This is a genomic window from Planktothrix sp. FACHB-1365, from assembly GCF_014697575.1.
GTDB lineage: Bacteria > Cyanobacteriota > Cyanobacteriia > Cyanobacteriales > Microcoleaceae > Planktothrix.
Genome location: NZ_JACJSC010000041.1, coordinates 25,095 through 51,839 on the forward strand (window position 1 = coordinate 25,095; position 26,745 = coordinate 51,839).

The 26,745-nt window shown below is 47.0% G+C and carries 16 protein-coding genes; 12 read left to right on the forward strand and 4 right to left on the reverse strand.

Annotated elements, in window-relative coordinates; genetic code table 11:
• The first annotated feature begins 523 nt into the window (after positions 1 to 523).
• The 10 genes from H6G57_RS26375 to H6G57_RS26420 all read left to right on the forward strand — a co-directional run bounded on the left by H6G57_RS26375 (position 524) and on the right by H6G57_RS26420 (position 21,124).
• Positions 524 to 2,737 (forward strand): DNRLRE domain-containing protein, encoded by a 2,214-nt coding sequence (locus tag H6G57_RS26375; RefSeq protein ID WP_190524290.1) that lies wholly within the window; start codon positions 524 to 526, stop codon positions 2,735 to 2,737.
• A 131-nt stretch (positions 2,738 to 2,868) separates the two neighbouring features.
• Positions 2,869 to 4,668: a hypothetical protein gene (locus H6G57_RS26380; RefSeq protein WP_190524292.1), complete on the forward strand. Its 1,800-nt coding sequence runs from the start codon at positions 2,869 to 2,871 to the stop codon at positions 4,666 to 4,668.
• A gap of 317 nt (positions 4,669 to 4,985) precedes the next feature.
• Positions 4,986 to 6,542 (forward strand): hypothetical protein, encoded by a 1,557-nt coding sequence (locus tag H6G57_RS26385; RefSeq protein WP_190524296.1) that lies wholly within the window; start codon positions 4,986 to 4,988, stop codon positions 6,540 to 6,542.
• Between the two features lie 274 nt (positions 6,543 to 6,816).
• Positions 6,817 to 9,687 (forward strand): hypothetical protein, encoded by a 2,871-nt coding sequence (locus H6G57_RS26390; RefSeq protein ID WP_190524299.1) that lies wholly within the window; start codon positions 6,817 to 6,819, stop codon positions 9,685 to 9,687.
• 218 nt (positions 9,688 to 9,905) lie between these two features.
• Positions 9,906 to 11,801: a hypothetical protein gene (locus tag H6G57_RS26395; protein ID WP_190524302.1), complete on the forward strand. Its 1,896-nt coding sequence runs from the start codon at positions 9,906 to 9,908 to the stop codon at positions 11,799 to 11,801.
• A gap of 169 nt (positions 11,802 to 11,970) precedes the next feature.
• A complete protein-coding gene (locus H6G57_RS26400) occupies positions 11,971 to 14,577 on the forward strand; it encodes a hypothetical protein (RefSeq protein ID WP_190524305.1) in 2,607 nt (868 codons plus the stop codon).
• Between the two features lie 91 nt (positions 14,578 to 14,668).
• Positions 14,669 to 16,660, forward strand: coding sequence for a prenyltransferase/squalene oxidase repeat-containing protein (locus tag H6G57_RS26405; protein WP_190524308.1), 1,992 nt, complete (start codon positions 14,669 to 14,671; stop codon positions 16,658 to 16,660).
• Positions 16,661 to 16,963: 303 nt separating this feature from the next.
• Positions 16,964 to 18,040, forward strand: a complete 1,077-nt coding sequence (acsF, locus tag H6G57_RS26410) for a magnesium-protoporphyrin IX monomethyl ester (oxidative) cyclase (RefSeq protein ID WP_190524311.1) — start codon at positions 16,964 to 16,966, stop codon at positions 18,038 to 18,040.
• Positions 18,041 to 18,194: 154 nt separating this feature from the next.
• The gene (locus H6G57_RS26415) at positions 18,195 to 20,027 is read left to right on the forward strand and encodes a PAS domain-containing sensor histidine kinase (protein WP_190524314.1); all 1,833 of its coding nucleotides are present in this window, start codon (positions 18,195 to 18,197) and stop codon (positions 20,025 to 20,027) included.
• Positions 20,024 to 21,124, forward strand: a complete 1,101-nt coding sequence (locus H6G57_RS26420) for a response regulator (protein ID WP_190524317.1) — start codon at positions 20,024 to 20,026, stop codon at positions 21,122 to 21,124. The genes H6G57_RS26415 and H6G57_RS26420 overlap by 4 nt, the downstream gene beginning before the upstream one ends.
• Here H6G57_RS26420 and H6G57_RS26425 read toward each other — a convergent pair.
• Complete coding sequence (locus tag H6G57_RS26425) at positions 21,099 to 21,413, reverse strand: hypothetical protein (protein WP_190524320.1); 315 nt, start codon at positions 21,411 to 21,413, stop codon at positions 21,099 to 21,101. The two genes, H6G57_RS26420 and H6G57_RS26425, sit on opposite strands and share 26 nt — an antisense overlap.
• Before the next feature lie 14 nt (positions 21,414 to 21,427).
• Positions 21,428 to 21,550: a hypothetical protein gene (locus tag H6G57_RS29515; RefSeq protein ID WP_255528408.1), complete on the reverse strand. Its 123-nt coding sequence runs from the start codon at positions 21,548 to 21,550 to the stop codon at positions 21,428 to 21,430.
• A 245-nt stretch (positions 21,551 to 21,795) separates the two neighbouring features.
• Between H6G57_RS29515 and H6G57_RS26430 the strand changes: the two genes are divergently transcribed.
• Together H6G57_RS26430 and H6G57_RS26435 are read left to right on the forward strand one after the other, a co-directional pair.
• Positions 21,796 to 22,842 (forward strand): SIS domain-containing protein, encoded by a 1,047-nt coding sequence (locus H6G57_RS26430; protein ID WP_190524323.1) that lies wholly within the window; start codon positions 21,796 to 21,798, stop codon positions 22,840 to 22,842.
• Positions 22,843 to 23,049: 207 nt separating this feature from the next.
• On the forward strand, positions 23,050 to 23,979 hold the full coding sequence (locus H6G57_RS26435; protein ID WP_190524326.1) for a DUF1517 domain-containing protein: 930 nt from the start codon (positions 23,050 to 23,052) through the stop codon (positions 23,977 to 23,979).
• A 242-nt stretch (positions 23,980 to 24,221) separates the two neighbouring features.
• On the opposite strand, the gene groL is transcribed toward H6G57_RS26435, so the two are convergent.
• Positions 24,222 to 25,859, reverse strand: coding sequence for a chaperonin GroEL (gene groL / locus H6G57_RS26440; RefSeq protein WP_190524329.1), 1,638 nt, complete (start codon positions 25,857 to 25,859; stop codon positions 24,222 to 24,224).
• A 125-nt stretch (positions 25,860 to 25,984) separates the two neighbouring features.
• Positions 25,985 to 26,296, reverse strand: coding sequence for a co-chaperone GroES (gene groES / locus H6G57_RS26445; RefSeq protein ID WP_072720402.1), 312 nt, complete (start codon positions 26,294 to 26,296; stop codon positions 25,985 to 25,987).
• Positions 26,297 to 26,745 lie beyond the last annotated feature (449 nt).

The window sequence follows — 26,745 nt, forward strand, 5'->3', positions numbered from 1 at the left end:
AACGATACAACACCGACCAATTAGAAACAGGCAAACTAATCTCTCTATCCCGACATAAAAAATTTATTCCTTTAGATAGATGTCTGTCAAGGGAAATTCGCTATTTTGGGGGATTAAGATTAATTAATCTTTTGTATTAAACAGTTTTAAGAAAAAATACATTTTGTAAAAAATTAGTTTTTATTGCATTCAATGTGATTGCTGGCAAGGCCAGAGGCAGTGCAGCCAAAAGTCCTCTGGTGCAAGCCGTGGGCTTTAAGCGCGCCTGTTACTTGCACCACCCCATCGGCGGGGTGGTCGAGGAAGCCATGAAACCCTCGTAAACTCCTGCTGACAACGGTTCTCGCCCTTAGAGGTTTTTCAGGAGCCGGTGTCCCTAGAAAGCCAAAAAGACCTTGCCAATCCTCCCCAGGAGTTTCATTGCATCTGCCAGAAATAGCATGAAACTCAAAAATTTCAAAAATAGCCTTTTTTCAGCGTCTTATAAATACAACGAGTAATTTGGACATCAAAAAAAGCTGTGATGGAACTGTCGCAAAATTTGGTGACCCTAAAAAGTATGGTTGGCACTCAGCCAGCCATGACCAAAATCTTCAGAGTCGTAGATCTCGAAGAGGGAGGAGTACAGTCAGAAGAGCCGGATGAGGGAGTGTCGGGGACTCCCGTTCCCAGAAACCAGCTCAGGATTCCGGTTTCCCCTACGGGTGAAGTCAAAGATGAGATTCTGTTTGAGAGAGCGACTGACCCGGCACAAAAGCTCTATCTGCCTCGCTACCAGCTGGCAGAAGAAGAAGTTTCCGGCCAGCGACGGTATCGTATGTCGATGCGTCCGGACGGTCAGAAGTGGGTTCTGGAGTTGTATCTCCAGGCCTATCCTGCCCCGAGTCTAGAGCCTCAGATCCGCAATGCCCAAGCGATAGCAGCCCAAGTTACGGTAGTTCTCAACTATCGGTGGCAAGGGCAGCCACAGTCATTTGAATTTCAGGAAGTCACGAAACGAGACGGAGAGCAGACATTAAAAGCCGTCTTGCGAGTGAACACTTTAGAAGAACGAGACAAAGTTTATGCGGTGCTGACTGACATAAGCTATGAAGCCGCCCTCATCGTCAGGCGCAAGGTGAGGGTCGCAACTTCCCTGACGCAATTATCTCCTGCCGATCTTCAGCGCTGGAAGGAAACCGTTAAGCTCTATCCAGAAGCGGACAGCTATGTCATCCAAGATAGCAGTGGCAGTAACTTCGGCAGCCAGCCGTATCTCGAAGTCGAACCCTTATGGAAAGGGGACGGCAAGCAGAAACTCGCCTATGTGCGCTTCAATCTGAGTTCCCTGCCCAATAACGTCAGAATCGACAGTGTGAACTTTCAAATGACCGCTTTTGCAGGTTATGCCTATGGAGGAGACGGAAACCAGTACACACATTTAGTTTTAGACGACAATTGGAATCATAACTCGCTCACTTGGGGCAATCAGCCTCAAATTGGCGAGATGCTTGGATCTTGGTGGACTTGGTACGGGTTCGACAGTTTGCCACCGTCGCGCCAGGAGCCGAAAAGCATCAATAACCGCGATATGACCGCAGACATCACACCTGCGGTGAGAGCAAAGTTGGCGGGGAATAAGAAGATTTCCCTGTGTGTTAAAAGCTACGGTTACAGGGTGAGATATTATTCGAGCAGGTCAAGCACGGAAGCCTATCGCCCGCAGCTAATCGTTACCTACACTCCTTTTTTGTATCAGGAACAGAATAATATCCTGGATAACATCGTAGACGACACCTTCTTTTTTCCTCCTTTGCTGTACCAGTACATATTTGAGTCCATCAAACCCACTCTTACAGGACAGGCTTTGATTTGTCGGCAAGTCCCTTGGAAGAGCATTTCGTACCGGTACTACCAGGATGCAAGCGATCGCTATCGATTTTACTACCTGCCGGACAGCTTTGAAATTGGCAGGAGATCGGACTCCGAAGGTCCAACCATTTCCCTGTCCTTTGAGTCGTCTGACGGTTCGTTCGATGAGGAAAAAATCCGAGCGATTCTAGAGTTTTACGCAGCGCCAGTTGTAGATGCTAACAGGCTGGAAGCGGCTGCCAGAGCGCTGCTCAACTATGCGCCCTCTCCTTTGCCGTCAGGGGCTGAAGGTCTGGAGTTCTCGCCTCTGAACGCCGACGAGCGGAAGCTCCAGTTCAGCCTGTCCATTCCCGGACAGATCGGCTCACTTCGCAACGCTCGAGTCAGCCTTAAGGATGGAATTTTTGACAGTTTGACCTTATCTCTGAAGGATTTTCAAGCTGTTTGGGATGCCATGTTCAGCAGCGAAGTACAAAACACGCTTTTGACGGGACAGGTTGCGGTTGAAATTCCAGGGTTCGGGCGAGAGAGTATCCCATTTCAATGTCGGTTGCCGGATAACAAAGCGCAGATATGGGGGACAATTGAGAAAAATGTACCGATAACTTTTACTAAGTCTATCACGCTTAGGACAGTTGTAGCGACATTTCTAGAGATTCAGTCTATTGTGGTGGACTTCGATCGGAGTGATGCTGTAGAACTCACCGCCAGCAACTTGAGTGCCAGCGTGACCGTTCGGTTGCCTATCAGTATGATTTTTTGGGGGCAAGAAGATCCGGGAACCTATCATTACAAAAAGAGAGTGATTCGCAAGGATGGACAGCAAACAATCTCTGATTGGCTGACAACGACAGAGGAAATAATCTACATAGATGGGAAGGTCTAATTGACCTATAGTGCCGATGAGTCTAAAAGCAGTTGGCAGAACATGGCGAATTTGTATTGCCCAGCTTAATTCAGTTTCCATAAAGACAAAATCACGATGGAAATTATCTGTGTACCCAAGTGAGGTGTGACATGTCCTTGCAAGGATTGCCTGATTTTTATGCGCCCATCCAGGCAGAAGTTAAAATATTCTACCCCTATGAAGGCGCTGGCAACTTTGTTCTCGTGCCTGATGGCTTGGAAATCGCTGCCCGCGCTGACGGAAAACCTGATTTCGCGCTAACACTCGTGCGCGGAGAGAATCTCTCTCGGCCCCCGGAACCGCATGGGATGCTGGAATTTGCGGTACTGTCTCGTTACCAGATGGACACAGCGCTGAGGGTGCTGCGCGAGAGATCTCCGGGAGCTACCCTCGTCCCTGCTTGCTTTTCGTCAGGATTTCTCCGCTTCCGCCCCTTGACAGAAGTGGATCGTGTGCCGGAAGAATTGCTGCAACCGGTTCCTCTGGCGAGCAACGGTCTCGGCAGAGGGCGATATCTGCTGAAACTCTCGCAAAACAACGCTCTCCTGCTGCGAGATTCCCTGAAGGGTGAGGGGGGCAATCTGCTGGGATTAAAAGCCATAGCTGAGATGGAGATAGTTGGTGTGTCCCCCCGACTGCCACTGAAAGTCAGCTTTGACCCCAAACAGCTGCTGGAAGCTCTAGCAGATCTGGGCAATCAGAACAGGCAGGTTCCCAGGGATGCGATTGTCAATTACTTCCGAAACAGCCTTAACTCGGCAAACCTGAAGGTCGAAGGGAACCTGGACGCCATCGCTCCTAGCGCTGTGGCTGAGGTGCTCGCGGATCGCGTCCGGGAACGCTTCGGCACTTTTTGTCCAGCGGAGACCGCTGGTGCCGGCCCCCGCATCGCCCTGCTCTCACCGGGGGACACCGGCAGCGGGCGTTTCCTCTGGGACCTGTCGGAACCCACGCCAGCCCATCGCCCCTTGCTACTCCAACTCGATCCGTTTGCCGCCGCCCGACAGCTCGTCCAAGACAAAGGAATCGACGAGGTGGTCAAACAGACAGTTGTTCCGGCGATTAACACTGGACACCTGCGGGTTTACCTCGCCGATAACCTTCCGAAACAGCGACGGGGGGTTGTGGCCTTGGGAGTGACCTTTCGGGCAAAACCCAATATCCCCAGGCGTCCCCAAGCCATAGTAGAGACAGAAGAATTGAACGAATCTGGGGACACCCCGGCTGTCGTCCTCCGCTTCTCTCCTGCAGAGAAGCAAGAGTACACCTTGCAAACCTATGCCGTCCTTCAAGACGCAACAGGTATGCAACGCTTCAACGGAACAGTTAAAACCTATCAGCGAGATTTGCTGATCCTCAATCCCGATGACTTTCCCGTGGATTTCGTGCCGGTGGAAGCCTCTCGGTCTTTGCTGGAGATGGCTGACATCCAGGGAATTTTGAAACGCCCTCACAGCGGGTCTCAGATCCAGGATCTGTTTGCGCTTACTCTCGATCAGCCAGGGATTGCCCTGGCCATTCCCAAAGGCGCGGAAGGAGCTACCTTAGAAATTGAAGCTCGTTCCAAGGAAGGGTTAGGAACCATTAAGCTCGATCCGGTTCCGGCCAATCCCCTTTGGCTGGATTTGCACTCCCTGCCCCAGTACGGGACTCAGCAGGTTGAGGTGATCTGCGAGTTTAAGAACACTCTATTTGCCGTCTTTGAGTTCCTGCCGGAAGGAAGACCAGAAACCGACAAAATTACCTTATTTTTCTTGCCCGACACTCCCAAACAGGCACTCAAGTATTTGCCTCAATCCCCCTTTCAATCACGCTACCGCTACCGGCAGCAGCTTGAAGGCCCTAGTTCCCAACCGCCCCCTTGGTCAGATTACTGCTCCCCCTCACAACCTTTGAACCTTCAAGTGTAAATTTCTCTCAGGTGACTGCCAGCCAATTTGCCAAACAAAGCTTAAACTACATAGTTGTGGGAGGGCAATTGCGAGATCTCACCCAACAGACTGCTACTACTGTGATAACTTTGACTTGGAAAGGGCTAGAGAGCAGTGAAGCTTTATTTGAGAAATCAGCGCTGAATAACTCACCAGTTACACCTTGGGAAAAGTTCCCTACCTTTACCCCTAGCAGGTAAGGGTCTGACAGTCCCACCCCGCAGCCTCTAAGGTATAGCTCAGTTAGCCCCCCTGTCCTTCTTGCTTATCTTTACTGAATAGATCATCTCTTAAATATGACTAAATTGCCAGAAACCCTGGGCTTTGAGTTCCATGGCGTCCGGTGCTACCAGGCAGCCAGCTCGGATGGCCGGACTTTATATTACATCCCAGGCAAACCAAAACCCGAGCCAGATTTCTCCGGTCAGCCCACCCTCAGCCTTTGGGTCAGCGATCGGGGTGCCATACTGCAATTGCAGACCCGATGGGATGTGGAGTCTAGCTTGCTCGAAGACCTAAAGGCTGAGATAGCCCGGCGCTATCAGATCAGTTCCCATTCCATCGTCCTGGATATGGCTTCGGTTTCCAGTCCACAAGTGTCGCTGGAAATCGGGGACGGTCAAGGAAACTTTCAGGTATTGAAAACCTCTCCCTCTTCTGGATTCTTGCCCTACACCACCATTTTCCAGGAGACGCTCACCGCTGGAGAAAAACACCAAGCCCTCTCCGCTCTCAGCGGTGAGCCAGATTACCTGCGCGTGAAATACAGCGCTGAGGTTGGAGTAACCGCCGCTGTCGTAATCCGCCTGGCGGGGGATGTGGCTGCTGATATTGCGGAGCTTGTCAAAACCGCTACTGGGGGAGAACAGCAGCCAACCTCCAGGTTAGGAGGTTTGTTTCCCAGAAGGAACCAACAGCAGCAAAGGCCTATTTCTCTGGAGGACTGCGGCGCTCAAATAGAAAAGGCCATCACAGAGGGGCGTATCACCCTCAGTATCACAGAAGTCAATGTGGTGTCGCAGGAACTTCGCCAAAGAGTGGAGGGCCAGGTCAAGCAGAGCGCCGCCCACCTGCTCCTCCCGCGAGCCCAGCAAGCCCAGGCTGGGAATATCCTCCCCGATAGCTCCACTTTGGAGGCGCAGTTCACAGACACAGAAACTCACAGCTACTCCGTCGAGCGACAGACTGACGTGAGTTCTTGGTTTCCTGACGGAAACGGTCGCGATCGCATCCAAAGTTCACCCGAAACTATTGATGAGCCATTGCGCCCCGTTTTGGGTGAGACTGGCCCAACTGCAGTAGGGGACACTTCTGGGGGGACTGGCTCAACTGCGGGGGAGAAAGTGGTTCGGTTGGGGTTTGAGCCGGAAAGCACTTCACTCTATTCGATCCGGGTCACTTGTGCAGGGCAAACCCAGACTCTCGAAGAGCCCAGTTTCCATTCCGTGACCCTTCCCGCTCCTCCCGGAGAGCCGTTGGTGGTTGAGACTGGATATTCTCTCGGGGAGAATTTCACAGCACAACTCCCACCCACCATCTCTGGGGAGTGGGTGCTGGCACCAGAAAATGTTGGACTGGCGAAGATTGTGGTGGATGCTTCGGCTCGCCAAGCGGCTCGAGCAAAGAGCGTGCGGGTGAAAGTTACCTACAAGCCTTCAGGAGAAGGCGATCGGGAAACCAAGACCGTTGAGTTCGACCAGAGAGATGCGGAATGGACTAAAAATGTTTACTTTGTTACCAGAAGCCCCAACCTCAGTGGCGTCATTGAGTACAGCTGGCAGGAAACCCCGGCTAAAGGCAGTCCAGTTTCATCTAAAGTTTTTAAAACAGAGAATACCCAGGTGACCCTGTAAGCCAGATGCGCGGTTGATGGCTTGGCGTTCCGCCTGGGACCAGGCGGTAACAGAGTGTGGGGGAGGGCTTTTCCGCAGCGGGAAGCCCTCCTTTCAATTTTGTTGCCCCGGCAAACCAAAACGTCGGAGCAATTTTACTGATCCGCATCGGACCGATGGCCCCTATCAGGGCTGAGGATCTGAAAAATCAGGCGATAACTGCAATCCAAAATTTCAGAAACTGCCCTAACCGAGCGTCTTAATAGTAGATGTCTCAAATCGGAGAAGTTTGAAGATGTTAACGACTCATGTCCAGAAGTTCCTGGAGCTATCCACAGGACGGGGCTACCAGTGCTATGGAGATAACGAAGATCCAAATCAGTTTTACGTGATTCCGGCAACGCCGACATACAAACGGACGGAGGACGGAAAGGCACTAGACTTCACCGTAACGAAGTACGATCCAGGTCCAGGTAAAGAAGGGGGAGGATTCTGCACCTTCACTGTTGTCCTGCCCTTTCCCAATACCCAGGAACAAGACCAGATCAAGCAGCTGCTATCCAAAGAACTCAACCCGCAGTTGGAGCAGCGCGCTAAAAATATCGTCGAGATGTTGGAGGCTTATAAAAAACAACCCCAAGGAGAGTGGAAGACTTTCAGTAAAGAGCTGGGATACACTGACCAGCAAGTTGATGCCCTCGCCAAAACATACCAGCCGGCACAGGGGTGGCAGCAGTTTATACCCACTAACGTCAAGCTGAACGCCGTACCCTTTACCCAGACTAAAACAGAACTACTGCTTAAGGATTCTAACAGCCGACTGATACTACCCAACCCAATCCCTCCTAAACCATCAGGCTTTGGAGATAACAATACGATATTCAACCTGGAACTTACGGAGAACGGGGCAACCTTCCTGGAAAAAGCCCTCAAGGAAGGAGAGGGAGGCTCTATCGCCGGTGTCAGGTATGAAATGAGTTTTGAGGCCGTTTTGCCCCCAGCCGAGGTGACAGTTTTCTACAAGTCAAGCGAAGTAGCCTCCTTCGCACGTACAATAGATCGGAACGTCTGGGGTCAGGCGACAGAAGAGAAGATCAAAAAGGAGTTAGAGCAAAAACAAACTTATGGTGTAAAGGTTGGTCCTGTTTTGGGACAAGGCTGGACTCCAGAGCAAAAGAATAAGCTCGAACAAGAGTTGCGAGACTGGGGGAATAAGCAACTGACGAATATTCTGAAAAACCAGACCGAAGGGCTCGATATCAGTAACCTGGGCCAGCACTTCCAAAAGAATCCGGATAAGGTTTCTGAAGTCCTCAGCAAGACTGTAGACATCAATATTACATACAGTGAGAGTCGATCTGTCGAGCATACCATTGTCCCTCAACTGCAGCTTCCCACAATCTCCAACATTTTGAAAGCTGATGGTCTGTCAGGCAATGAGTTACAAAAGGCATTGGATAACTACTTCAAAGCCTATAATTTGGTTGATGATTTTTACCGGGATAAAACCCTCCAGATAGTTGTCAATGGCGACTTTGACAAGCTGAAGATCAGCTATGTGAGGGTTGACCTCGAATACTTAGGTTGCAAGACGAGCGATCGAAACAAAACTGTGCTGTTTGAAGCAAAGGGGAAACCGGAACCCTCTCCCAATGGCGGGGAAAACAAGAAAAATCCGGTCATGTGGAGCTACGGGATAGAGAACGGCCAGCCTGTTCAGACCTGTAGCTATACCTACGAGATCGGGTACGCGAATGGAAAAACGTTCAAGACCCCGCAGGCTCAAAAAATAGACGGTAGCGTTCTGAATATTAATATTCAGGACATAGGGATTGCCCGAGCCAACATCAAAGGCGACAATATAGATTGGCAGTTGGTTGATCGAGCTCAAGTCACTTATAAGTTCGAGCCAGATGGCCTAAGCCCGATCGAAAAGAAGGTAACTCTCACCCAGGCTAAACCGAATGCGGATGAGTTTGTCGAACCTCTGCTGGTAGCCAAACCCGTGCCTGTCAAGTACAATACAGAGTTTGTCTTGAAAGATGGGTCGCGCTTTGTGTATGCGCCCGGTTCCCAAAAAGAGAAAGTTGACTGGGCAACAGATTACAAAACCGACATCTATATAGAGCCTCCATTTCTGGCACCTCGCACCTATACAATCCTGCCTTCTGGTTTAGACAGCAACGTGCGCCTCATCGCAAGCACCCTAAAGTACACAGTGCCCGCGCTGGGTGACTTCACAATCAATTTTCCAGTGAGCTTCCAGAACAGCAGCGAATCAAAAAGCTGGAAAGTGCCCACGTTTCCGGCGAGTATGACACCTAAGCTGGAATATGACACACAGCTGGTTTTTAACGATGGTAACCGCTCTAAATATCAGGGTTCGGAGTCGGTGGATACCTCGTTTATCTTGGTCGGCATCCCGCCAGAGCAGCTTCTGAATGTCGTAATTGATGAAACCGGCATACAGAATTTTGCGGAGCGCTTTGAACGCATAAAGGTGCAGTTGTTGTACGAGGATGCGAAAAACGGAATCCGTAAAGAGGACGAGAACAAATTCATATTTCAAAGTGGCAACAACAATATAGTAGATCGGTGGTCTGTCCCCTTGAAGGAGGCAGGGCCAAAGTCATACAAGTATCGATTGTTGATCCGGCACAAAGCTGTATTCAATGGTTCAAGTCTCAACTTGTATTGGCCGGTGGAATTAACAACAGAGAATACCAACAACCTGGACTTAAGTGAAATTATCAAGACCGATGCCGAGATCGCTGCGGCTAACGGCAAGTTCTTGGTGAAAGTAACTGCAGGGAACCTGTTCCAGTTTGAGCCCAATTACCTGGCTATCGCCGTCAACATTGAGTACGGTTCTCAACGCAACCGATTGGTGCTAAACCAGCAACAGCCAGTCCAGTATTTCGTGGCTGAGCGTCTCACAACAGGTGCCATCGGCACTTATAAGTGGCTTGCCCAGATCAGGAAAAAAGATGGTTCGATGGAATATCACCCCTCTGACGCGACCTGGATCTCCTCAACCGATGCTGTTGTGAATCTTGAGTCTGTACTGGATGTTTGGGGTGTCCCCCCCAGCCCCGACAGCAGTTCTGGCACCGTCATCGGTTCTGGCACTGGCACCACCGGCGGTCTTTCTGATTTCGACTTCTAAGTAGAGGAATGGGGCGACAGCGCCCCCGCCTCAACTCAGGGCTGTTTCATTCTCTGTAAGAGCAATTCCCTAACGGATTGCTTCGCTCCCGAAAATGCCTGACAGCTATTCGATAAGGGGAGCGTGGCGGTACGCGCCTCTACAAAATCCTAATTTTTTCGAGAATGAAACAGCCCTGCCGCCTCAACCCCTTGGCGACTGTTAAATGATTTATGGAGATGACGGCAGTGCTGCAATATCTCAACAGCAGGGAAATCAAAGGGGTTTCCCTATTTGGTGATGATGCAAATCCGCGCAAATACTACTACATCCAGCAACAGCCGCGCTTGACCTCCGACGAAAAGGGCAAACCCAAGCTCGGACTGATACAGTACCGGGATGATAAGCAAGAGATCGCAGGTGGCTATTTCACCCTGGAGGTGAATCTGGGTGTCAAGGAAGAAACCTTGGGAGAGATCGCCAAGCAACTCGAAACAGACCGGCACAGCCTCGAACCAGTTCCACTGGTGGATGGCACGGTGACGCTGACGATTCTCAACAACAGCTACTCGGCCAAGCCATCGCTCTTTGGTGACAACCAAGCAGTATTTTCTGTGGAACTCGGTCGAGATGAGGTGACCCTGCTCAAACAGGCACTCTTCCAGAGTGCGTTCGCGCCGATTGGGGTTGCCTACTGCCTCGACTACTTCGCCACCAGACCTGCTTACTCTTTCCGCATCCGCGCTGAACTGGATCGCGTCCAGAAGCATATTGAGGAGCATTATGATATCAACCTGATTTTTTTCAGCATCAATATCGATAACATCGTGGACTCACTGGTTGAGAGCAGCGTCCTCGAAATTGAGGAGGAAAATGCTGTCCCACTAGATGAACAGACGGCTGCTGCCACACAAAGTCGCGATCGGATTGTCCAGGAAATCAAACAAATGGTGCTGGCCACCTTCTTTAAACCTAAATTCGGCCCCATTCAGGAGACAGGAGGCGGAGGCTTTTCTTTTCCGATGGGATTCAGCTATTACAAACTGGATATTACCCAAATCGACCGACGATCTTTCAATCTGGCCATCAACGAACAGGCGGCGGTGAGGCGCAGCATCTATCCCCAGGGGTATCTCCAGGGATTGCTGTCGGGCATTCAACAAGGAAATTTCAAACCCGATGACTTTATCACTTCCATAGACCTTGACGATAGCTTTTTCCAAAAGCGCCAAGTGGCGGTGATTTGCCGCGCTAATTTTGAGAGAGATGACATTAATCAAATTCAGGTAACTCTCACTTACGGTGATATTTCAGACAGAGAGCGAGTTGTTTTCCTGAGATCTTCCACGCACAGAGAAACCGCGATTTGGAGCGCCAGAACCAAGTGGGACAGCACTCTGAACAAGAAGGTGATGCAGCGGGACGTGAAGGTGAGTTACAAAGTTATTTTCAACATCAGTAACTACAGCGGACACCCTCAGCAGGTGGAGTCAAGGGAAACGGTAACTGACCGCGATAATCTGGAGATTTTTCCCTACGACGACCTCTACTTAAATGAGCAAATTCCGATTTTTACGCCCCAGTCCTTCCCGTGGGATCGCTATCGTTCTGTAAAGGTGGAAGTTCGCTATCTCGATGAAGATAATCTAATTCGGCAGGAACAGGCTTTCAATCTGCGTCAGAACAACTCTGCGCTGACCTGGACAATGTTTGTGCGGGATTTTAAGCGGCGACAGTTTTTATACAAACTAACCTATTACGCCTACAAAGCTGGGGATTCCTGGGAAACGCCAGAATGGCCATGTCAGGAACAGATTATTGTCCGCGATCCATTCCAGCTCAAACGCAAAGTTACCGTTGTCCTGCTTACGGTTAATTGGTCCGAAATCAGAACTGTTTATCTAGAATTATCTTATAAAGACCCAGAAAACAGTCTTCCGACTCAGAGTGTATGTCTCGAATTCAGCCCTCTAAAATCCCGGTCCCAAACCTTTGAGGCGAACCAGCGCCTTCCGGACTGCAAAAGAGTTGACTACAGAGTCATTGTCTGCTTCAATCAGGGAGCAAAGGAGATTTTGAAATCTGCTACTGTCGGCAACCGAATTCTTTTAGGTCTCGATGTAAAAGCACCGTGATGCGGTCAAAACTTAATCAAAAACTCAAGGTCACGATCCAACGCATCCAAGCTCAGGACTTATGCAAAGCCTCTATGTCAAGAGCGTGCAAGTGTTGCACATACCCCACCACACAATTAAGGGTCGCTGAGTAAGTCCTATAACCCAAACCAATTCGAGGAAAATTCGCATGTTATTATTCAGTAACAAAGCCATAACAGTTCAGGGTGTCACTGTATTTCCTGACCATAAAGATCCCGACCAGTTTTGGTATCTGGGCACTATCTCTCTGGCAAAAAAAGACGGCAAGCCAGAGTTTACGTTGCTCAAGTACACCTCCGACGCCGCGCAAAAAGGTGGGGGGTTTCTCGCCTTCACCGCTGACCTGAGTCTGGACGAACAAACCCGGAATGACATACTCAGTGAACTCCGTAAAATCTCGAAAAAGCCCAGACTCGCTCCTGTTGTCTTTGATAAAGGAAGCGTAAAGGTAGCTGCTGGGAATGTCGGTGAGGAAAACATATCCGGTCTGGGAGTCCCCTCTTTGGCTGGGGATAACAGTGCAGCTTTTAGCTTGAATTTGACCGAAGAACAAGCCACGCTATTTCAGCGATCGTTCCAAAATCAGGGAAAGCCGGTTGGAATCTTCTACGATTTGGAATTCACTGGTTTGCGGCCCGCGCTAGAGGTAAAAGTTACTGCTGATTTCCAGCAAATCGAAAACGCACTGGGAGTTGGATTTAAGGCAACTATTCCCCTGAGTCAAGATATGATGAACACCATGAAGGTGGATTTGAGTACGCAACTGAAATGGCTTCAGGAAAACCAGGGTCTCAAAATTGAAATTCTCAGTCAAATCGATGATGCAGATACAGAAAAACAACGAGAGTGGGCACTTCAATACTTCACAGAACAGCTGCTTAAAGATTATTTTAAGCCTCAGATAAAAGATGGTGATGTGTGGAAAGATGCTGGCGATCCGCAAGTGGCAGATCAAATAACACAGGCAGTCTCGGACGCTGTATTGACTGAGAACGAGACAGAGGGAGCCGCAGCGTCTGGGGGCGCGAGCCCAAAGCCGCTTCTGAGTCCGATCAACTGGGGAACTCTGGGGATCAAATTTGTTCGCAAGGAAGAAACAAAAACAGCTACCTACACCTACTCCTCAACCCGAGCCTGGAAACAGCGCTACGCACCTCAGGGGTTCTTTGGCATCCTGCTCAAAAACCTCGATCCGAAAGCTCATTTTCAGGAAATTAACCTGAATGACGATTTTTTCAAGAAGATTCAGGTGTCAGTCAGTGGGCCACTTGATTTTGACTCTATTGGCCTGGAGTCTGTGAGTGTGGCGCTGAAGTACGGTGGCGACTACAAAGGTGATTTCACCTTTGACAGACAAAGTAATCAGCGGTGGGCTAAAGAGTTTTCTACCAACGCCAAGCGGGACACAGCCTATGACTATCAGCTCGAGTACCGCTTCAAACCAAATACGCTGTCAGGCTGGGAAGGAGAGAAGAATGTTTACCCGATCAAGGCGGAATCAACCCAGAGCCGGTCACTGCAAATCGATCCATACAACTCTCTTGGCTTTTTGGATATCGCAGTCACGCTAGAGCGCAATTTTGTCTGGGCGGAAATTCAGGAAATCGAAGTGCATCTCAGCTATGCAAGCAAGATCTGGAAACCCCTGCCAAAGCTACTGCGTTTCTTCCCTGACTCACCAACCGAACAGCACTGGAAACTGCGACTGAGCGATCCGGAAGTTCGCTCCTACACCAGCCACTTCGTTTACAAAATGCAGGACGGCTCCACTCATAAAACCGAGCCAGTCACCACATCAGTGTCAACTCTCGTCGTGCCCGATCGGACAAATGGCAAGCTGAATATCGATATTGTGTCCCTGCTCAATCCCATCACCGACCAACTGGCGTTCGTCGATGTTATTTATACAGATGAGGCCAACGGCTACAACTGGACAGGCGATCGGACGCTGACAGCAGGGGCGGCAACTCCCGTCCCGCCCTTGGTCATTCCTCTGATGGACGCATCGAAGCGGAAATTCAACTACCGCTGTACTTTTGTTAGCGTTAACAACCAGCAGTACACACAATCGGAGAAGGAAAGGGAAGATCGGCGCATTTTTATCAAATCTGCGGGAAGGCCAGCCTATGAAACTCAGCCGAACGTACTGACGATAAATGTAGATGAGAGCGGTCTTGATTTCAAACGCTTTGACTCTGTAACCGTTTTCTTAAAGTACGAACACGGTACAACCTTGACGAAAACGTTCAGGTACACGCAGGTAACAAGCGAGATTGAGGAGTGGTCTATCCCGGTAAATGACCCTAAACTCAACGACTATAAGTATCGAATCGAGATCAAGCACAAGGCGCTAGACACGAAAATTAACTGGCCAGGACCGGGGGAAGATAAGTGGGGCACGAGTTCAAATCCTGTCTTGGCATTGTCTGAACTTGTGCCTGACGACAGTGCGCTGGCTCGACAAATTGGCAAGTTCCTGGTGAAAGTGGAAACGCAAGCGTTTAAGGTGGGAGGATACGAAACCATTCAGGTAGTTATGAAATACAACAATTTAGAGAAAAGACCCTTGCTGGCTCCCGATCAACTCCCCCATTACATTGTATTTGACCTCAATCCTGCCGCTACCACTTACCAGTGGCGTGTTGGAGGTAAGAAAAAAGATGGAACGATAAAACGATATCCCACACAAGGGGACGCCACTGATCGCCAGACCGTTCTGAACCTAGACCAATATTTGCTTGACAATCTCGTGTAACGATCGAGGGGGACTGGGAATGATTCAGCTAGACAGAGCCTTGGGAAATCAGCTAGCCGTGGCGCGAGCAGTCCGGATAGCAGCAGCAGGGATGCCCAACCTGGAAGAGCGGGCGGCAAAAACTCTGGATCTCCTGCTGGAGGAAATTCGCTGTTCCCCCCAACCAGAAACTGCCTGGGAATTCGGCAGCTTGAGCTACAACGGCTTCCCTGTGGAGTTTACCTTTGGGTCTCACGAGAGAGGTATGCGCTACGCAACCGAGGTGGGCGGTTCTGAGGTGAAGCCACAAGATCGGCTCTCCCGTGCCGAGCGACTGCTGGACTCTTTGGGGGCGGGTCGCCTGCCTGAAGAGGTGAGTGCCCTCTCCCACAAAGTGCAGGAATCCGGCAGCCTGAAGTGGGGAGCTTGGATGGGGGTGCGGCACCGTTTGGAAGGTGATCGCTACAAGCTCTACGTGGAGGTTCCCCAGGAGGGATCTCCTGCGGCTGCGGAAATGGTTCGCTGCTTTCTAGGCAATGAACCATTGCTGCCCGATGGAGGGGCCCAGCTAGTAGCCATCGGGCAGGAGACAGACCTGTCGCGAACCGAGTTCTATTTCAGAATCAAATCTCCCCATCTGACGGACTGGCAGGTTACGAATCTCCTGCAACGAGTGGGCTTGGAGTCCAGGCAAGCAGACTTGTTCGGCTTGATTGAGGAAACCTCGGGCTATACCTTCAATCGGGCAGGAGCAGGACTGCCTGAGGGAATTTATGGCTTTAGTTTCTCCTTCTCGTCGGGAGCCGAACCACTTGTTTTCTCTGTGTTTACCTTCGCCAAGACCCTCTTCAAAACTGACGGGAGCGTTCGCCACGCTCTGCTGTCCCTAGCACAGCAGAAGGGGTGGAATTTGAGGAACTACGCCGCTTTCACAGAGCCACTGGCCGGTTGCACAGACCCCCTCGAACACCACAATGTCATTGCTTTCTTGGTGGCGCAGCAAGGCCCCCCCGCGTTGCATATCTCTCTGAGCCCTCCTCTGCCGGGAATCAATCGATACCGCCATCACTCATCGAGCAGTATTCGCTCATCTGTTAACTCATCGGTTGATGCCGCGATTCGATTCCTTTGCAATGCCCGCCATCCCGATGGATGGTGGTCAGACTTCAGGCTGGCACCGGGTTGCAGTGACGAGTGGGTCACCGGTTATACAGGCACGGCACTTGCCAGCCAAGCAGTGCCCCAAGCCCTCACGGCTGCCCAGGAGGCGTGGCGCTGGTTGAGCACTCGTTGCCAGCCTTCTGGCTGCTGGGGATACAACAGCTTGACGCCAAGAGATGCTGACAGCACCGCCTGGGCGCTGCAATTAGCAGATGCCACAGGTTGTGGCGATTGGGAGCAAGCCCTTTCGGGGCGAGAATTTCTCGCTACGCACGTCCGGATGGGAGGTGGCATTGCCACCTATGCCACCGATGGACCGATTCGGGGCTTTATCCGAGCGTCGGAGGAGATGTCCTTTGACGGATGGTGCGAACCCCAAAACTGCGTCACCGCAGCCGCCGCTTCCCTGCCCGATGTGCGTGCCGGTGCCTGCGAGTTCCTGCGGCAAAGACAATCTGAGGACGGTAGCTGGAAGAGTTACTGGTGGTGCGAAGATGAATACGCCACTGCCCAAGCCGCTGAGGCTCTGGCAAACGTCTTGCAGCCGGAAGACCGCGAGCGCGTTGGGAGGGCAGTTCGCTGGGCCCTCAGCCGCATCAGTGCAGACGGCTCAGTCCCCTCCACAGTGCGACCTTCCGGGTCTCCCTTCGCGACTGCCTGGATTGTGCGCATACTGGTTCTGGGCGGCGATACCGAAACTGTCCGCGAACCCCTGGAGCGGGCGGTTTGCTGGCTTTTACAGCAGCAAAATCCAGACGGTTCTTGGCCCCCCTCAGCAGGTTTGCGAGTTCCTCCTCCCAATATTACTGCTTCGGAAAATTACCAGAACTGGGTTTTGAACGGTTTGATCGAGGGGGCAATTTCTTTAGATCAGCACGGTATTTTTACAACCGCCACGGTACTACAAGCTTTAAATAGGGCTTGCTCAATAAGCCAGGTCTAATTCATAAAAGTAGGATGGGAGTGTGGAAACTCAGTGTCTTCAGACCTGAGAGTGTCAACCTTATTCTCTTCCTTGCTCTGGGTCAGAAAGATTAATCATCAGAAATCAGCCGATTTTGAATTTTTGTTGCAATTCTTAACGCAAATCCTGTCCCCTTTGGGTGTAGACGTTGGTAGACTATATTGCATGGCAATTTTAAGCTGATTCATAAATAAGCATAGCCTTAAGCGGGGTGACGGGCTGAATGTCCCGTGAACTCCTGACTTTAGAACACACTGTGATAAGAATAGAGATCCAACAGACATGGTAGATTCCCTGAAAAGACCCGCTTTTGACGAAATCAGACCTGGGGTGAAAGTCCCAGCCAAAGAAACCATCCTCACTCCCCGTTTCTACACAACGGATTTTGAGGAAATGGAGAAAATGGACATCTCCGTCAATGAAGAGGAACTCTTAGCCATTCTGGAAGAGTTTCGGGTAGACTACAATCGTAATCACTTTGTCCGGGATAAAGAATTTGAACAATCCTGGGATCATATTGATGGCGAAACTCGTCGTTTATTCATTGAATTTTTAGAGCGTTCCTGCACGGCTGAATTTTCAGGTTTCTTGCTCTATAAAGAACTTAGCCGTCGTCTCAAGGATAAAAGCCCTGTTTTAGCGGAGTGTTTCCAACTCATGTCGCGGGATGAAGCTCGTCATGCGGGTTTTCTGAATAAAGCGATGTCGGATTTTAATCTTTCCTTAGATTTAGGATTTCTGACCAAAAGCCGTCAGTACACTTTCTTTAAACCTAAATTCATCTTTTACGCCACCTATTTATCTGAAAAAATTGGTTACTGGCGCTATATCACCATTTATCGTCATTTAGAAGCCCATCCCGAAAACCGGATTTATCCGATTTTCCGCTTCTTTGAAAATTGGTGTCAGGATGAGAATCGTCACGGCGATTTCTTCGATGCGGTGATGCAATCTCAACCCCAAATGCTGAATGATTGGAAAGCGAAACTTTGGTGTCGTTTCTTCCTGTTGTCAGTATTTGCCACCATGTATTTAAACGATTTACAACGGGCGGATTTTTATGCGGCCATTGGTTTAAATGCACGGGATTATGATATTCACGTCATTGAAAAAACCAACGAAAATGCAGGTCGCGTTTTCCCGGTGATGTTGGATGTGAATAATCCTGAATTCTATAACCGATTGGATGTCTGCCTCAAGAACAACGAACAGTTAACGGCGATTGTTAATTCTGATAGCCCTAAATTTGTTCAGTTCTTCCAAAAACTGCCCTACTATCTGTCTAACGGATGGCAGTTGCTCAAACTGTACTTAATGAAACCGATTGATGTTACCGCCTCTCAAGGTGCTGTTTATTAATCAATCCTGGATGTACATCTAAATTTAAACCCGAAGAGGTTCTGTGTTTTACAGGGCCTCTTTTTTGGGGATATCATTTTGACTAAACTCGTTTATACTAAATTCACAATATCTTTTCTGCTTCCCCTTGTTTTCCGCCATCTCTGATTAATCTATGTTAGAAATGCTTAGGAATCAACTAACGCATTTACGGATTGTTCAACGTCTTTTTAACTATTTAAAATCTGTGAATGTAGTTCCTGAATATAATAACACACTCAACCATTTATCTTATGAACTGTGGCGACATCATTTTTTGTCGGTGCGATTAAATCTGGCATTTTATATCGGGATTTGTATTTATTTTAGTGCTGTTTTAATTAATTTATTGCAATTTATTCTTTGGAAGCAAAAATTTTTAGATCAAACGTTATATTTACAAATCTGTGCATCTTTGGGACTACTAATTTGTTTAAAATTATTAAAAACACCTTGGGGAAATCAACATTTAGGTTATCTATTTTTAGGATTATCAATTTCCCTTGAATTAACAAAACAAATTATTCAAACGGTCAATGGAAATGTTAGCCCGAATTTATTTGGTTGGGTGTTAACCTTTGTGAGTCAAGCAACATTAATTCCCGTGCGATTAATCTTGCATTTAACCTCCCAATTGATTATCTTAGGCTATTATTTTGGAATCAATAAATTACTCGGTCATAAAATTATTCCTTCTAACTATGATTCCTTAATGTTATTATTATTTTTATTTTGGACTTGTTTAATTTGTAATTTGTCCGTTTACTTGTATGAAAACTTACAACGAACTTGGTTTAATTCGCGGCAAAAATTAGAACAAGCTTATGAGCAACTAACCCTAACAGAAGCCAAATATCGCAGCATTTTTGAAAATTCCTTAGAAGGGTTATTCCAATCTACTCCTGACGGACATTTTATTAGTGCTAATCCCGCACTCGCCAGAATTTATGGCTATTCATCCCCAGAAGATTTAATCCAAAATCTTTCCCATATCCCCGATCAAATTTATGTTAATCCCCAACGACGAGAAGAATTTGTCCGTCTAATTAATGAACAGGGAACAGTTTTAGGGTTTGAATCTGAAGTTTACCGTTCTGATGGGAGTATTATTTGGATTTCTGAAAATGCTAGAGTCATTCGAGATTCACTGGGAAAAATTATTGCTTATGAGGGAGATGTCAAAGATATTACTCAGCGCAAATATTCTGAAGCAGAAATTCACAAAGCGTTACACCAAGAAAAAGAATTAAATCAACTTAAATCTCGATTTGTCTCCATGATTTCCCATGAATTTCGTACCCCCTTAACAACAATTTTAGCATCCGCAGAAGCTTTAGAACATTATAGCCATAAATGGGATGAAGAGAAGAACTTAACTTATTTACGACGAATTCAAACAACGGTTCACCATTTGACAGAACTCTTAAATGAGGTATTATTAATTGGTCAAGGAGAAGCCCACAAAATCCCCTTTCATCCCAGTTTAATTAACTTAGAATATTTTTGTTTTACTTTAATTCAAGAGATGCAGGTTGGCTTAGATGATCAAAAACATTTACATTTTATTTCTCCTAAATCTGACTTGCTCTCTTCCTCAACTTTACCCATTCTAGTGTATTTAGATGAAAAACTCTTACGACACATTTTATATAACTTAATTACCAATGCGATTAAATACTCTCCCCAAGGGGGAAATATCGAATTAAAATTAAATTATAATCTTAATCAAGCTATTTTAACACTAAAAGATCAAGGGATTGGGATTCCGATAGAAGACCAACAGCATTTATTTGAACCCTTTCATCGGGCAAAAAATGTCGGGGTAATTCCCGGTACTGGATTAGGGTTAACTATCGTTAAAAAATCCGTTGAAATTCAAGGAGGTATGATTTATATTGAAAGTCAAATCAATTTGGGAACAACAGTAACTCTCATTTTTCCCTTATCAAATCAAGAGCATAACCCATGAAAAAAGTATTAGTCATAGAAGATGATCTCAACGTTCGTTCTATTATTTTAGATATCTTGGAAGCTGAAGAATTTTTAGGAATTGGTGCAGAGAATGGAGAAAGGGGGATAAAATTAGCCAGAGAAATTTTACCAGATTTAATTATTTGTGATGTCATGATGCCGGGATTAGATGGACATCAAGTTTTAGAAGAATTAAGACAGTCTAAATCTACAGCAACCATTCCTTTTATTTTTTTAACGGCTAAATCAACAACGGCTGATTTTCGCTATGGGATGAATTTAGGTGCTGATGATTATCTTAGTAAACCTTTTACACACCAAGATTTATTAGAAGCTATCCATAGCCGGATTCAAAAATACCAATTTTTTGAACAAAAAGCACAAGAACAATTGGATGAGTTATGTAATAAGATTACCCTGTCTCTTCCCCATGAATTAAGAACTCCCTTGAATGGAATTATCGGAACTACACAACTGTTAATCGCAGATTTTGAGGAAATGGCACCGGATGAAATTCAAGAGATGTTAGGAAATATTAGTCTGTCTGCGACTCGTTTATATCGACTGACCTGTAATTTTCTCCTGTATGCTGATTTAGAATTATTAGAACGAGATCCGCAAAGATCTCAATATTTTCCTAAAGGGTTTATTTCAGATCCTGAACGTTTAATTAGAAGCATTATTGAGAGTAAAATTCACGAGATTAAAGGAAATTCCCTAAATTCAGGTTTAGAAATCGAGAAATGTGATGTTAATATTCCTGAAGAAATTTTTAATAAAATAACAGAAGAATTAATTGATAATATGATTAAATTTTCGGCTAATAATACTCAGATTGTTGTTAAAGGATATCAAATTTTTAATTATTATTATCTGGAATTTATTAATATAGGACGGGGAATGACCGCCGAACAAATTGCTAAAGTTGGAGCTTATCAGCAATTTGAACGTCGGATTTATGAACAGCAAGGATCAGGATTAGGATTGATTCTGGTTAAACGTTTAGTTCAGTTTTATCAAGGAAGACTAGAAATTGAAAGCACCCTTGGAAAAACAACAATTGTACGAGTTATTTTGTCAACGGTTTCCCGTTAATTTGATCGGTTTGATCTGTAAACAATTCTACTAAACCGACTGTACCGACAAAAAATGTATAAATTCCATATTGAAGTGGCTGTTGATTTTTTGAACTCGCATAATAACTGGCAATCAAGGCTTCAGCACTATGAATTGCAATGGCTAAACGTTCAATGATCACAATCCAGTTCAACCAATAGAAGTTGGCGGTGCTCAAAAATCCGGTTAGAAAATTCCAGAATTCTAAACCTAATGCACTGGTTAATAAAACAGTCGATAGCACTTTGATAAATTGAAAAACTGGCATAATCCGAAAGTTGTCTAATCCGATGGAATCTCGATACTTGTCCCATTGGTGAAATTAAAACACTGACTTAAAATTTCACCGAGTTGTTGAGCTTCCTGGGGATGGGTAACGGGAGTAACGTGAAGTGATAAAGTCATCCTAGGGGAGGGTTGAACGTTTCTGCCCACAGAAATACCACAGTCGCTAGATTGTAGCAACTGTGGCTAGATCAGTTATCAGTTATCAGTTACCTCTAATTGTAGCAGCAATCGCAAAATTTTTCTATACTGTTTTAATCAATATCCTAGATCAACGGCGGAAGCTTGCTAGGAGTCTGTTGTGGCTGATGGCAGACTTTTCTTATACAATAGCAAGGGCATAACCTGATCACAACGTTGATTGAATGGCAATTTCGTCTAATCTCGAACAAGAAATTGAGCAACAACCCCAGGTTTTACAAAGGCTGTTAACCTCGGAACGTCCCATTATCCAACAGCTAGTTACAGAATTACATCGCCGCCAGATTTCTCAAGTTGTGATTGCGGCACGAGGAAGTAGTGATAATGCAGCCCGATATGCTCAATATGTGTTCGGTTCCCTGAATGGATTTTTAGTGAGTTTAGCGACACCGAGTTTATATAGTATTTATCAGCAAACGCCACAATTAAAAAATACATTAGTATTAGGAATTAGCCAAAGTGGTCAAAGTCCTGATTTAGTAGCCGTATTAGCAGAAGCCCGTCTTCAAAAGGTTTTAACCGCCGCAATTACTAATTTTTACGACTCCCCCTTAGCCCAACAAGCAGATTATGTGATTAACTTAAATGCAGGAGTAGAAAAATCTATTGCAGCGACTAAAACCTATACCACTGAATTATTAGCGATCGCTCTTTTAAGTGCAGAACTCTCTCAACAATCAACAATCTTAAAAACGGTTCAAACTGTTCCTGAATTAGTCCAAACAACCTTAACCTTAAATCCAGAAATTAATCGTTTAGTAGAACGCTATCGCTATATGAAACATTGCGTTGTCATTGGTCGAGGCTATAACTATGCAACGGCTTTTGAACTGGCTTTAAAACTTAAGGAATTAACCTATACTCTCGTTGAACCCTATAGCAGTGCTGACTTTTTGCATGGGCCTTTAGCCATTGTGGAACCTGGATTTCCTGTTTTTGTCATTGCGCCATCCGGGAAAGTTTTACCCGAACTACAAGCCTTAATGCAAACTTTAAAACAACGGGAAGCTGAGTTAATTGTTATTAGCGATGATCAAGAAACCTTAAAATTTGCTCAAACTTCGTTAATTTTACCCCCTGATATTCCTGAATGGATTTCTCCTCTGGTTGCGATTATTCCCGGTCAATTATTTGCCTTGAATTTAGCTCTAACCCGTAATTATAATGTTGATCACCCTCGTGGACTGCAAAAAGTAACGGAAACCCGCTAGGACAACCAGGAGAAAATTCCCCCCTTTGAATCGTAAATCCCGTACCTAAGTCTGAATGAACCAAAATTAAAAAAACGTTACATTATAGATAAAAGAACTGAAAAACTCCCACAATCAAGGAAGTAAGGGAATCCGTAAACAGATTATCTGTTTCCTTCTGAAAGGGGATTTTCCAGTTTCCAGTCCTCAGAAAATGAGATGTGATTTATGTTCAAAAAACTTTTAAAACCTTTAGCTGTTTTCAGTTTGGTTGCTGTTTTATTTTTTAGTCAAGCCGATGGAGCCTTAGCAGCCCGAAGTGGGGGACGCATTGGTGGAGGTTCCTTTAGAGCTCCCAGTCGTAGCTATAATCCTGGCCCTAGCCGTACTCCAGGGGGATATTATGGTGGGGGCGGGTTTGGATTTCCGTTTATTATTCCCTTCTTTGGGTTTGGCGGAGGCGGGTTATTTTCCCTGCTGATTTTTATGGCCATTGCGGGGTTCATCTTCAGAAGTTTTCGGTCAACGATGGGACAAGATGAACTGGGAGGATACAGCAGCAACCCAACGGTGTCTGTAGCTCGTTTACAAGTGGGGTTACTGGCTCAAGCGAGAACATTACAAGCCGATTTAGACCGTATAGCCCAAACCGCCGATACAGGTTCCGCAGCCGGTCGAGCCCAAGTCTTACAGGAAACCACCTTAGCATTGTTACGCCATCCCGAATATTGGGCCTATGGCTCTTCCCAGTCCGAACAAGCGGGAATGAATTCCGCCGAAGCTAAATTTAATCAATGGGCCTTAGCAGAACGCAGTAAATTTACGGAAGAAACGCTGTCTAATGTTAACAATCAGTTAATCGGTGGGGTAGCTCCGAGTCTGACTGGAAATAACGCGAATTTAGTTAATCAAACTGGCGATTTAACCCCAACGGAAAACGAATATATTGTGGTAACGTTAGTTGTCGGAACATTAGGACAAATTCAACTTCCTAAAGTTAATAGTCCTGAAACCTTACGTCAAGCCTTAAGTCGGTTAGGTTCCGTTGGAAGTGAACAATTATTAGCTGTAGAAATTCTCTGGACACCTCAAGCCAGTGGGGATACTCTCAGCACCGATGATATGCTGGCTTACTATCCCAATTTAACCTTAGTTTAATCTTAGTTAGTTTAATCTTAGGGTGGGCATAGCCCACCTTATTATTTTATGAAATCCCATTAGCCCCCCTGTAGAGACTAGCCATGCTTAGTCTCTACAGGGGGAATTTGTAGCCAACATTTAGGGATTTCATATTAGGGATAAACAGAAAACTCTTTTCTTGGCTGTTCCCTTTACCCCGATTTAAAACAAAAAGAGGTGACATCAGCCACCTCCTTTAAGATTACAAATTAATCATCGAATTAGTAATCGAAATCGCCACCCATACCAGCACCAGCACCCGCCGGAGCATTATCTTTGGGTTCGGGTTTGTCAACAACAATACACTCAGTTGTTAACACCATTCCAGCGATCGAAGCGGCGTTTTGCAGAGCAGAACGGGTCACTTTCGCCGGGTCAACAATACCCGCTTCAAACATATCCACAAATTCGTTAGAAGAGGCATTGTAACCGACGTTAAAGTCTTTTTCTTTAACTCGTTCAGCCACAACAGCACCGTTAACACCCGCGTTTTCAGCGATCCGTTTCAGAGGAGCAGCCAACGCACGGGACACGATCAACGCACCCGTTAAGGCTTCGTGGGTGAGGTTGGCATTCGCCCACTCTTCTAACTGAGGTGCTAAGTGAGCCAGGGTTGTACCGCCACCGGGAACGATCCCTTCTTCAACAGCCGCTTTGGTGGCGTTGATGGCATCTTCCAGACGCAGTTTGCGGTCTTTCATTTCGGTTTCAGTTGCAGCACCGACTTTGATCACCGCAACGCCACCGGCTAATTTAGCCAAGCGTTCTTGGAGTTTTTCACGGTCGTAGGAAGACTCGGTTTCTTCCATTTGACGGCGAATTTGCTCACAACGAGCTTTTACTGAAGCTTCATTGCCTTCAGCGACGATGGTGGTGTTATCTTTGGTCAGGGTAACGCGACGGGCTTTACCGAGCATATCCAGCTTGGCGTTTTCCAGTTTCAGACCCGCATCTTCGGTGATCAGTTGGCCACCTGTTAACACGGCGATGTCTTCTAACATGGCTTTACGGCGATCGCCAAACCCAGGAGCTTTAACCGCAGCCACATTCAGAACACCGCGCAGACGGTTAACCACCAGAGTCGCTAAGGCTTCTTTTTCAATATCTTCAGCGATAATCACCAACGGACGGCCAGAACGAGCGACTTGCTCCAGAACAGGAACTAAGTCCTGAACTAAGGTGATTTTTTTATCGGTAATTAACAGATAGGGTTCTTCCAGAATGGCTTCCATCCGTTCCGTATCTGTGGCAAAGTAGGGGGAAATATAGCCTTTATCAAAGCGCATTCCTTCGGTGATTTCTAACTCAGTTGTCATAGATTTCCCTTCTTCTAAGGAAATCACGCCTTCTTTACCGACTTTATCCATCGCTGAAGCAATCATTTTACCGACTTCTTCATCGTTTCCGGCAGAGATGGAACCGACTTGAGCGATCGCTTTGGAATCTTCCACTTGGCGAGCGTGTTCAGCGATTTTTTCAACTAAAAAGTTAGTGGCTTTATCAATACCGCGTTTCAGTTCAATGGGGTTGGCGCCCGCAGCCACGTTCCGCAGACCTTCTTTCACCATCGCGTGAGCTAGAACCGTTGCAGTGGTGGTTCCGTCTCCAGCAGCATCGTTGGTTTTAGAGGCAGCTTGACGAATCAGGGCAACACCAGTATTCTCAATGTTATCTTCTAGTTCAATTTCTTTAGCAATGGTGACGCCATCATTCACGATTTGGGGCGCACCAAATTTTTTTTCTAATACAACGTTGCGACCTTTGGGGCCAAGAGTAACGGCAACGGACTCTGCCAAGATGTCCATACCGCGTTCTAATGCACGACGAGCATTTTCGTTGTAGATGATACGTTTAGCCATAGGTGTTGTGTTCAGGTTTTAGGTTAATAGTAAAAACGAATTCGGAAAAAGATGGATTGAGGGTTTAACGAGTCAGATCGTGGAACACCAGTGTGGTGTACGATCTAAAAGGTTGAAAACGCAACTTAGCTGACGATGGCTAAGATATCTTTTTCAGCTAAGAGAACAAATTCGTCGCTGCCGAGTTTGACGTCAGTGCCAGCGTATTTAGAATAAAGAACTTTGTCACCGACTTTAACTTCTAATTCGGAGCGAGAACCATCATCATTCCGTTTGCCAGGGCCAACTGCCACGACTTCGCCCACTTGGGGTTTTTCTTTGGCGGTGTCAGGCAATAAAATCCCACCTGCGGTTTTTTCTTCAGACGCACTTACTTTGACGAAAACGCGCTCACCTAATGGTTTAACGGTTGATACGCTTAGAGATACAGCAGCCATTCATTAGCCTCCAGTTCACAGCAATAATTGGGAACGAGAGTTGTGTTACTTCCTTTGAGAAATTTCACATTAGCACTCTCAACTCCTGAGTGCTAATTTAGCGAAAATACCCCACCCATTGCAACAACCTAATTTGTACGGGTTTCCGAACAGAGGGGATGAGGGGACGGGGGGACGGGGGGATGAGGGGATGAGGGGATGAGGGGATGAGGGGATGAGGGGATGAGGGGATGAGGGGATGAGGGGATGAGGGGATGAGGGGATGAGGGGATGAGGGGATGAGGGGATGAGGGGAAATCATTGACTGCTGTACGGACAAGGCTGTTGACACTCCTCGCGAATCAAGCGACGAGGATTCTTAAGTAGTCCAAATACGAACTCTTAATGGCGTAGTCAATGCACCACTACTGACTCCATCGAGATTTAATCCCAATGTTGCCGATACTTTA

Excerpts from the sequence above, each read along its gene's own strand:
- groL (WP_190524329.1), bottom strand. The coding sequence starts at position 25,859 with ATGGCTAAACGTATCATCTACAACGAAAATGCTCGTCGTGCATTAGAA.
- H6G57_RS26425 (WP_190524320.1), bottom strand. The coding sequence starts at position 21,413 with ATGCCAGTTTTTCAATTTATCAAAGTGCTATCGACTGTTTTATTAACC.
- H6G57_RS26415 (WP_190524314.1), top strand. The coding sequence starts at position 18,195 with ATGTTAGAAATGCTTAGGAATCAACTAACGCATTTACGGATTGTTCAA.
- H6G57_RS26430 (WP_190524323.1), top strand. The coding sequence starts at position 21,796 with ATGGCAATTTCGTCTAATCTCGAACAAGAAATTGAGCAACAACCCCAG.
- H6G57_RS26400 (WP_190524305.1), top strand. The coding sequence starts at position 11,971 with ATGTTATTATTCAGTAACAAAGCCATAACAGTTCAGGGTGTCACTGTA.
- H6G57_RS26380 (WP_190524292.1), top strand. The coding sequence starts at position 2,869 with ATGTCCTTGCAAGGATTGCCTGATTTTTATGCGCCCATCCAGGCAGAA.
- groES (WP_072720402.1), bottom strand. The coding sequence starts at position 26,296 with ATGGCTGCTGTATCTCTAAGCGTATCAACCGTTAAACCATTAGGTGAG.
- H6G57_RS26405 (WP_190524308.1), top strand. The coding sequence starts at position 14,669 with ATGCCCAACCTGGAAGAGCGGGCGGCAAAAACTCTGGATCTCCTGCTG.
- H6G57_RS26375 (WP_190524290.1), top strand. The coding sequence starts at position 524 with ATGGAACTGTCGCAAAATTTGGTGACCCTAAAAAGTATGGTTGGCACT.
- H6G57_RS26385 (WP_190524296.1), top strand. The coding sequence starts at position 4,986 with ATGACTAAATTGCCAGAAACCCTGGGCTTTGAGTTCCATGGCGTCCGG.
- H6G57_RS29515 (WP_255528408.1), bottom strand. The coding sequence starts at position 21,550 with ATGACTTTATCACTTCACGTTACTCCCGTTACCCATCCCCAGGAAGCT.
- acsF (WP_190524311.1), top strand. The coding sequence starts at position 16,964 with ATGGTAGATTCCCTGAAAAGACCCGCTTTTGACGAAATCAGACCTGGG.
- H6G57_RS26420 (WP_190524317.1), top strand. The coding sequence starts at position 20,024 with ATGAAAAAAGTATTAGTCATAGAAGATGATCTCAACGTTCGTTCTATT.
- H6G57_RS26435 (WP_190524326.1), top strand. The coding sequence starts at position 23,050 with ATGTTCAAAAAACTTTTAAAACCTTTAGCTGTTTTCAGTTTGGTTGCT.
- H6G57_RS26390 (WP_190524299.1), top strand. The coding sequence starts at position 6,817 with ATGTTAACGACTCATGTCCAGAAGTTCCTGGAGCTATCCACAGGACGG.
- H6G57_RS26395 (WP_190524302.1), top strand. The coding sequence starts at position 9,906 with ATGACGGCAGTGCTGCAATATCTCAACAGCAGGGAAATCAAAGGGGTT.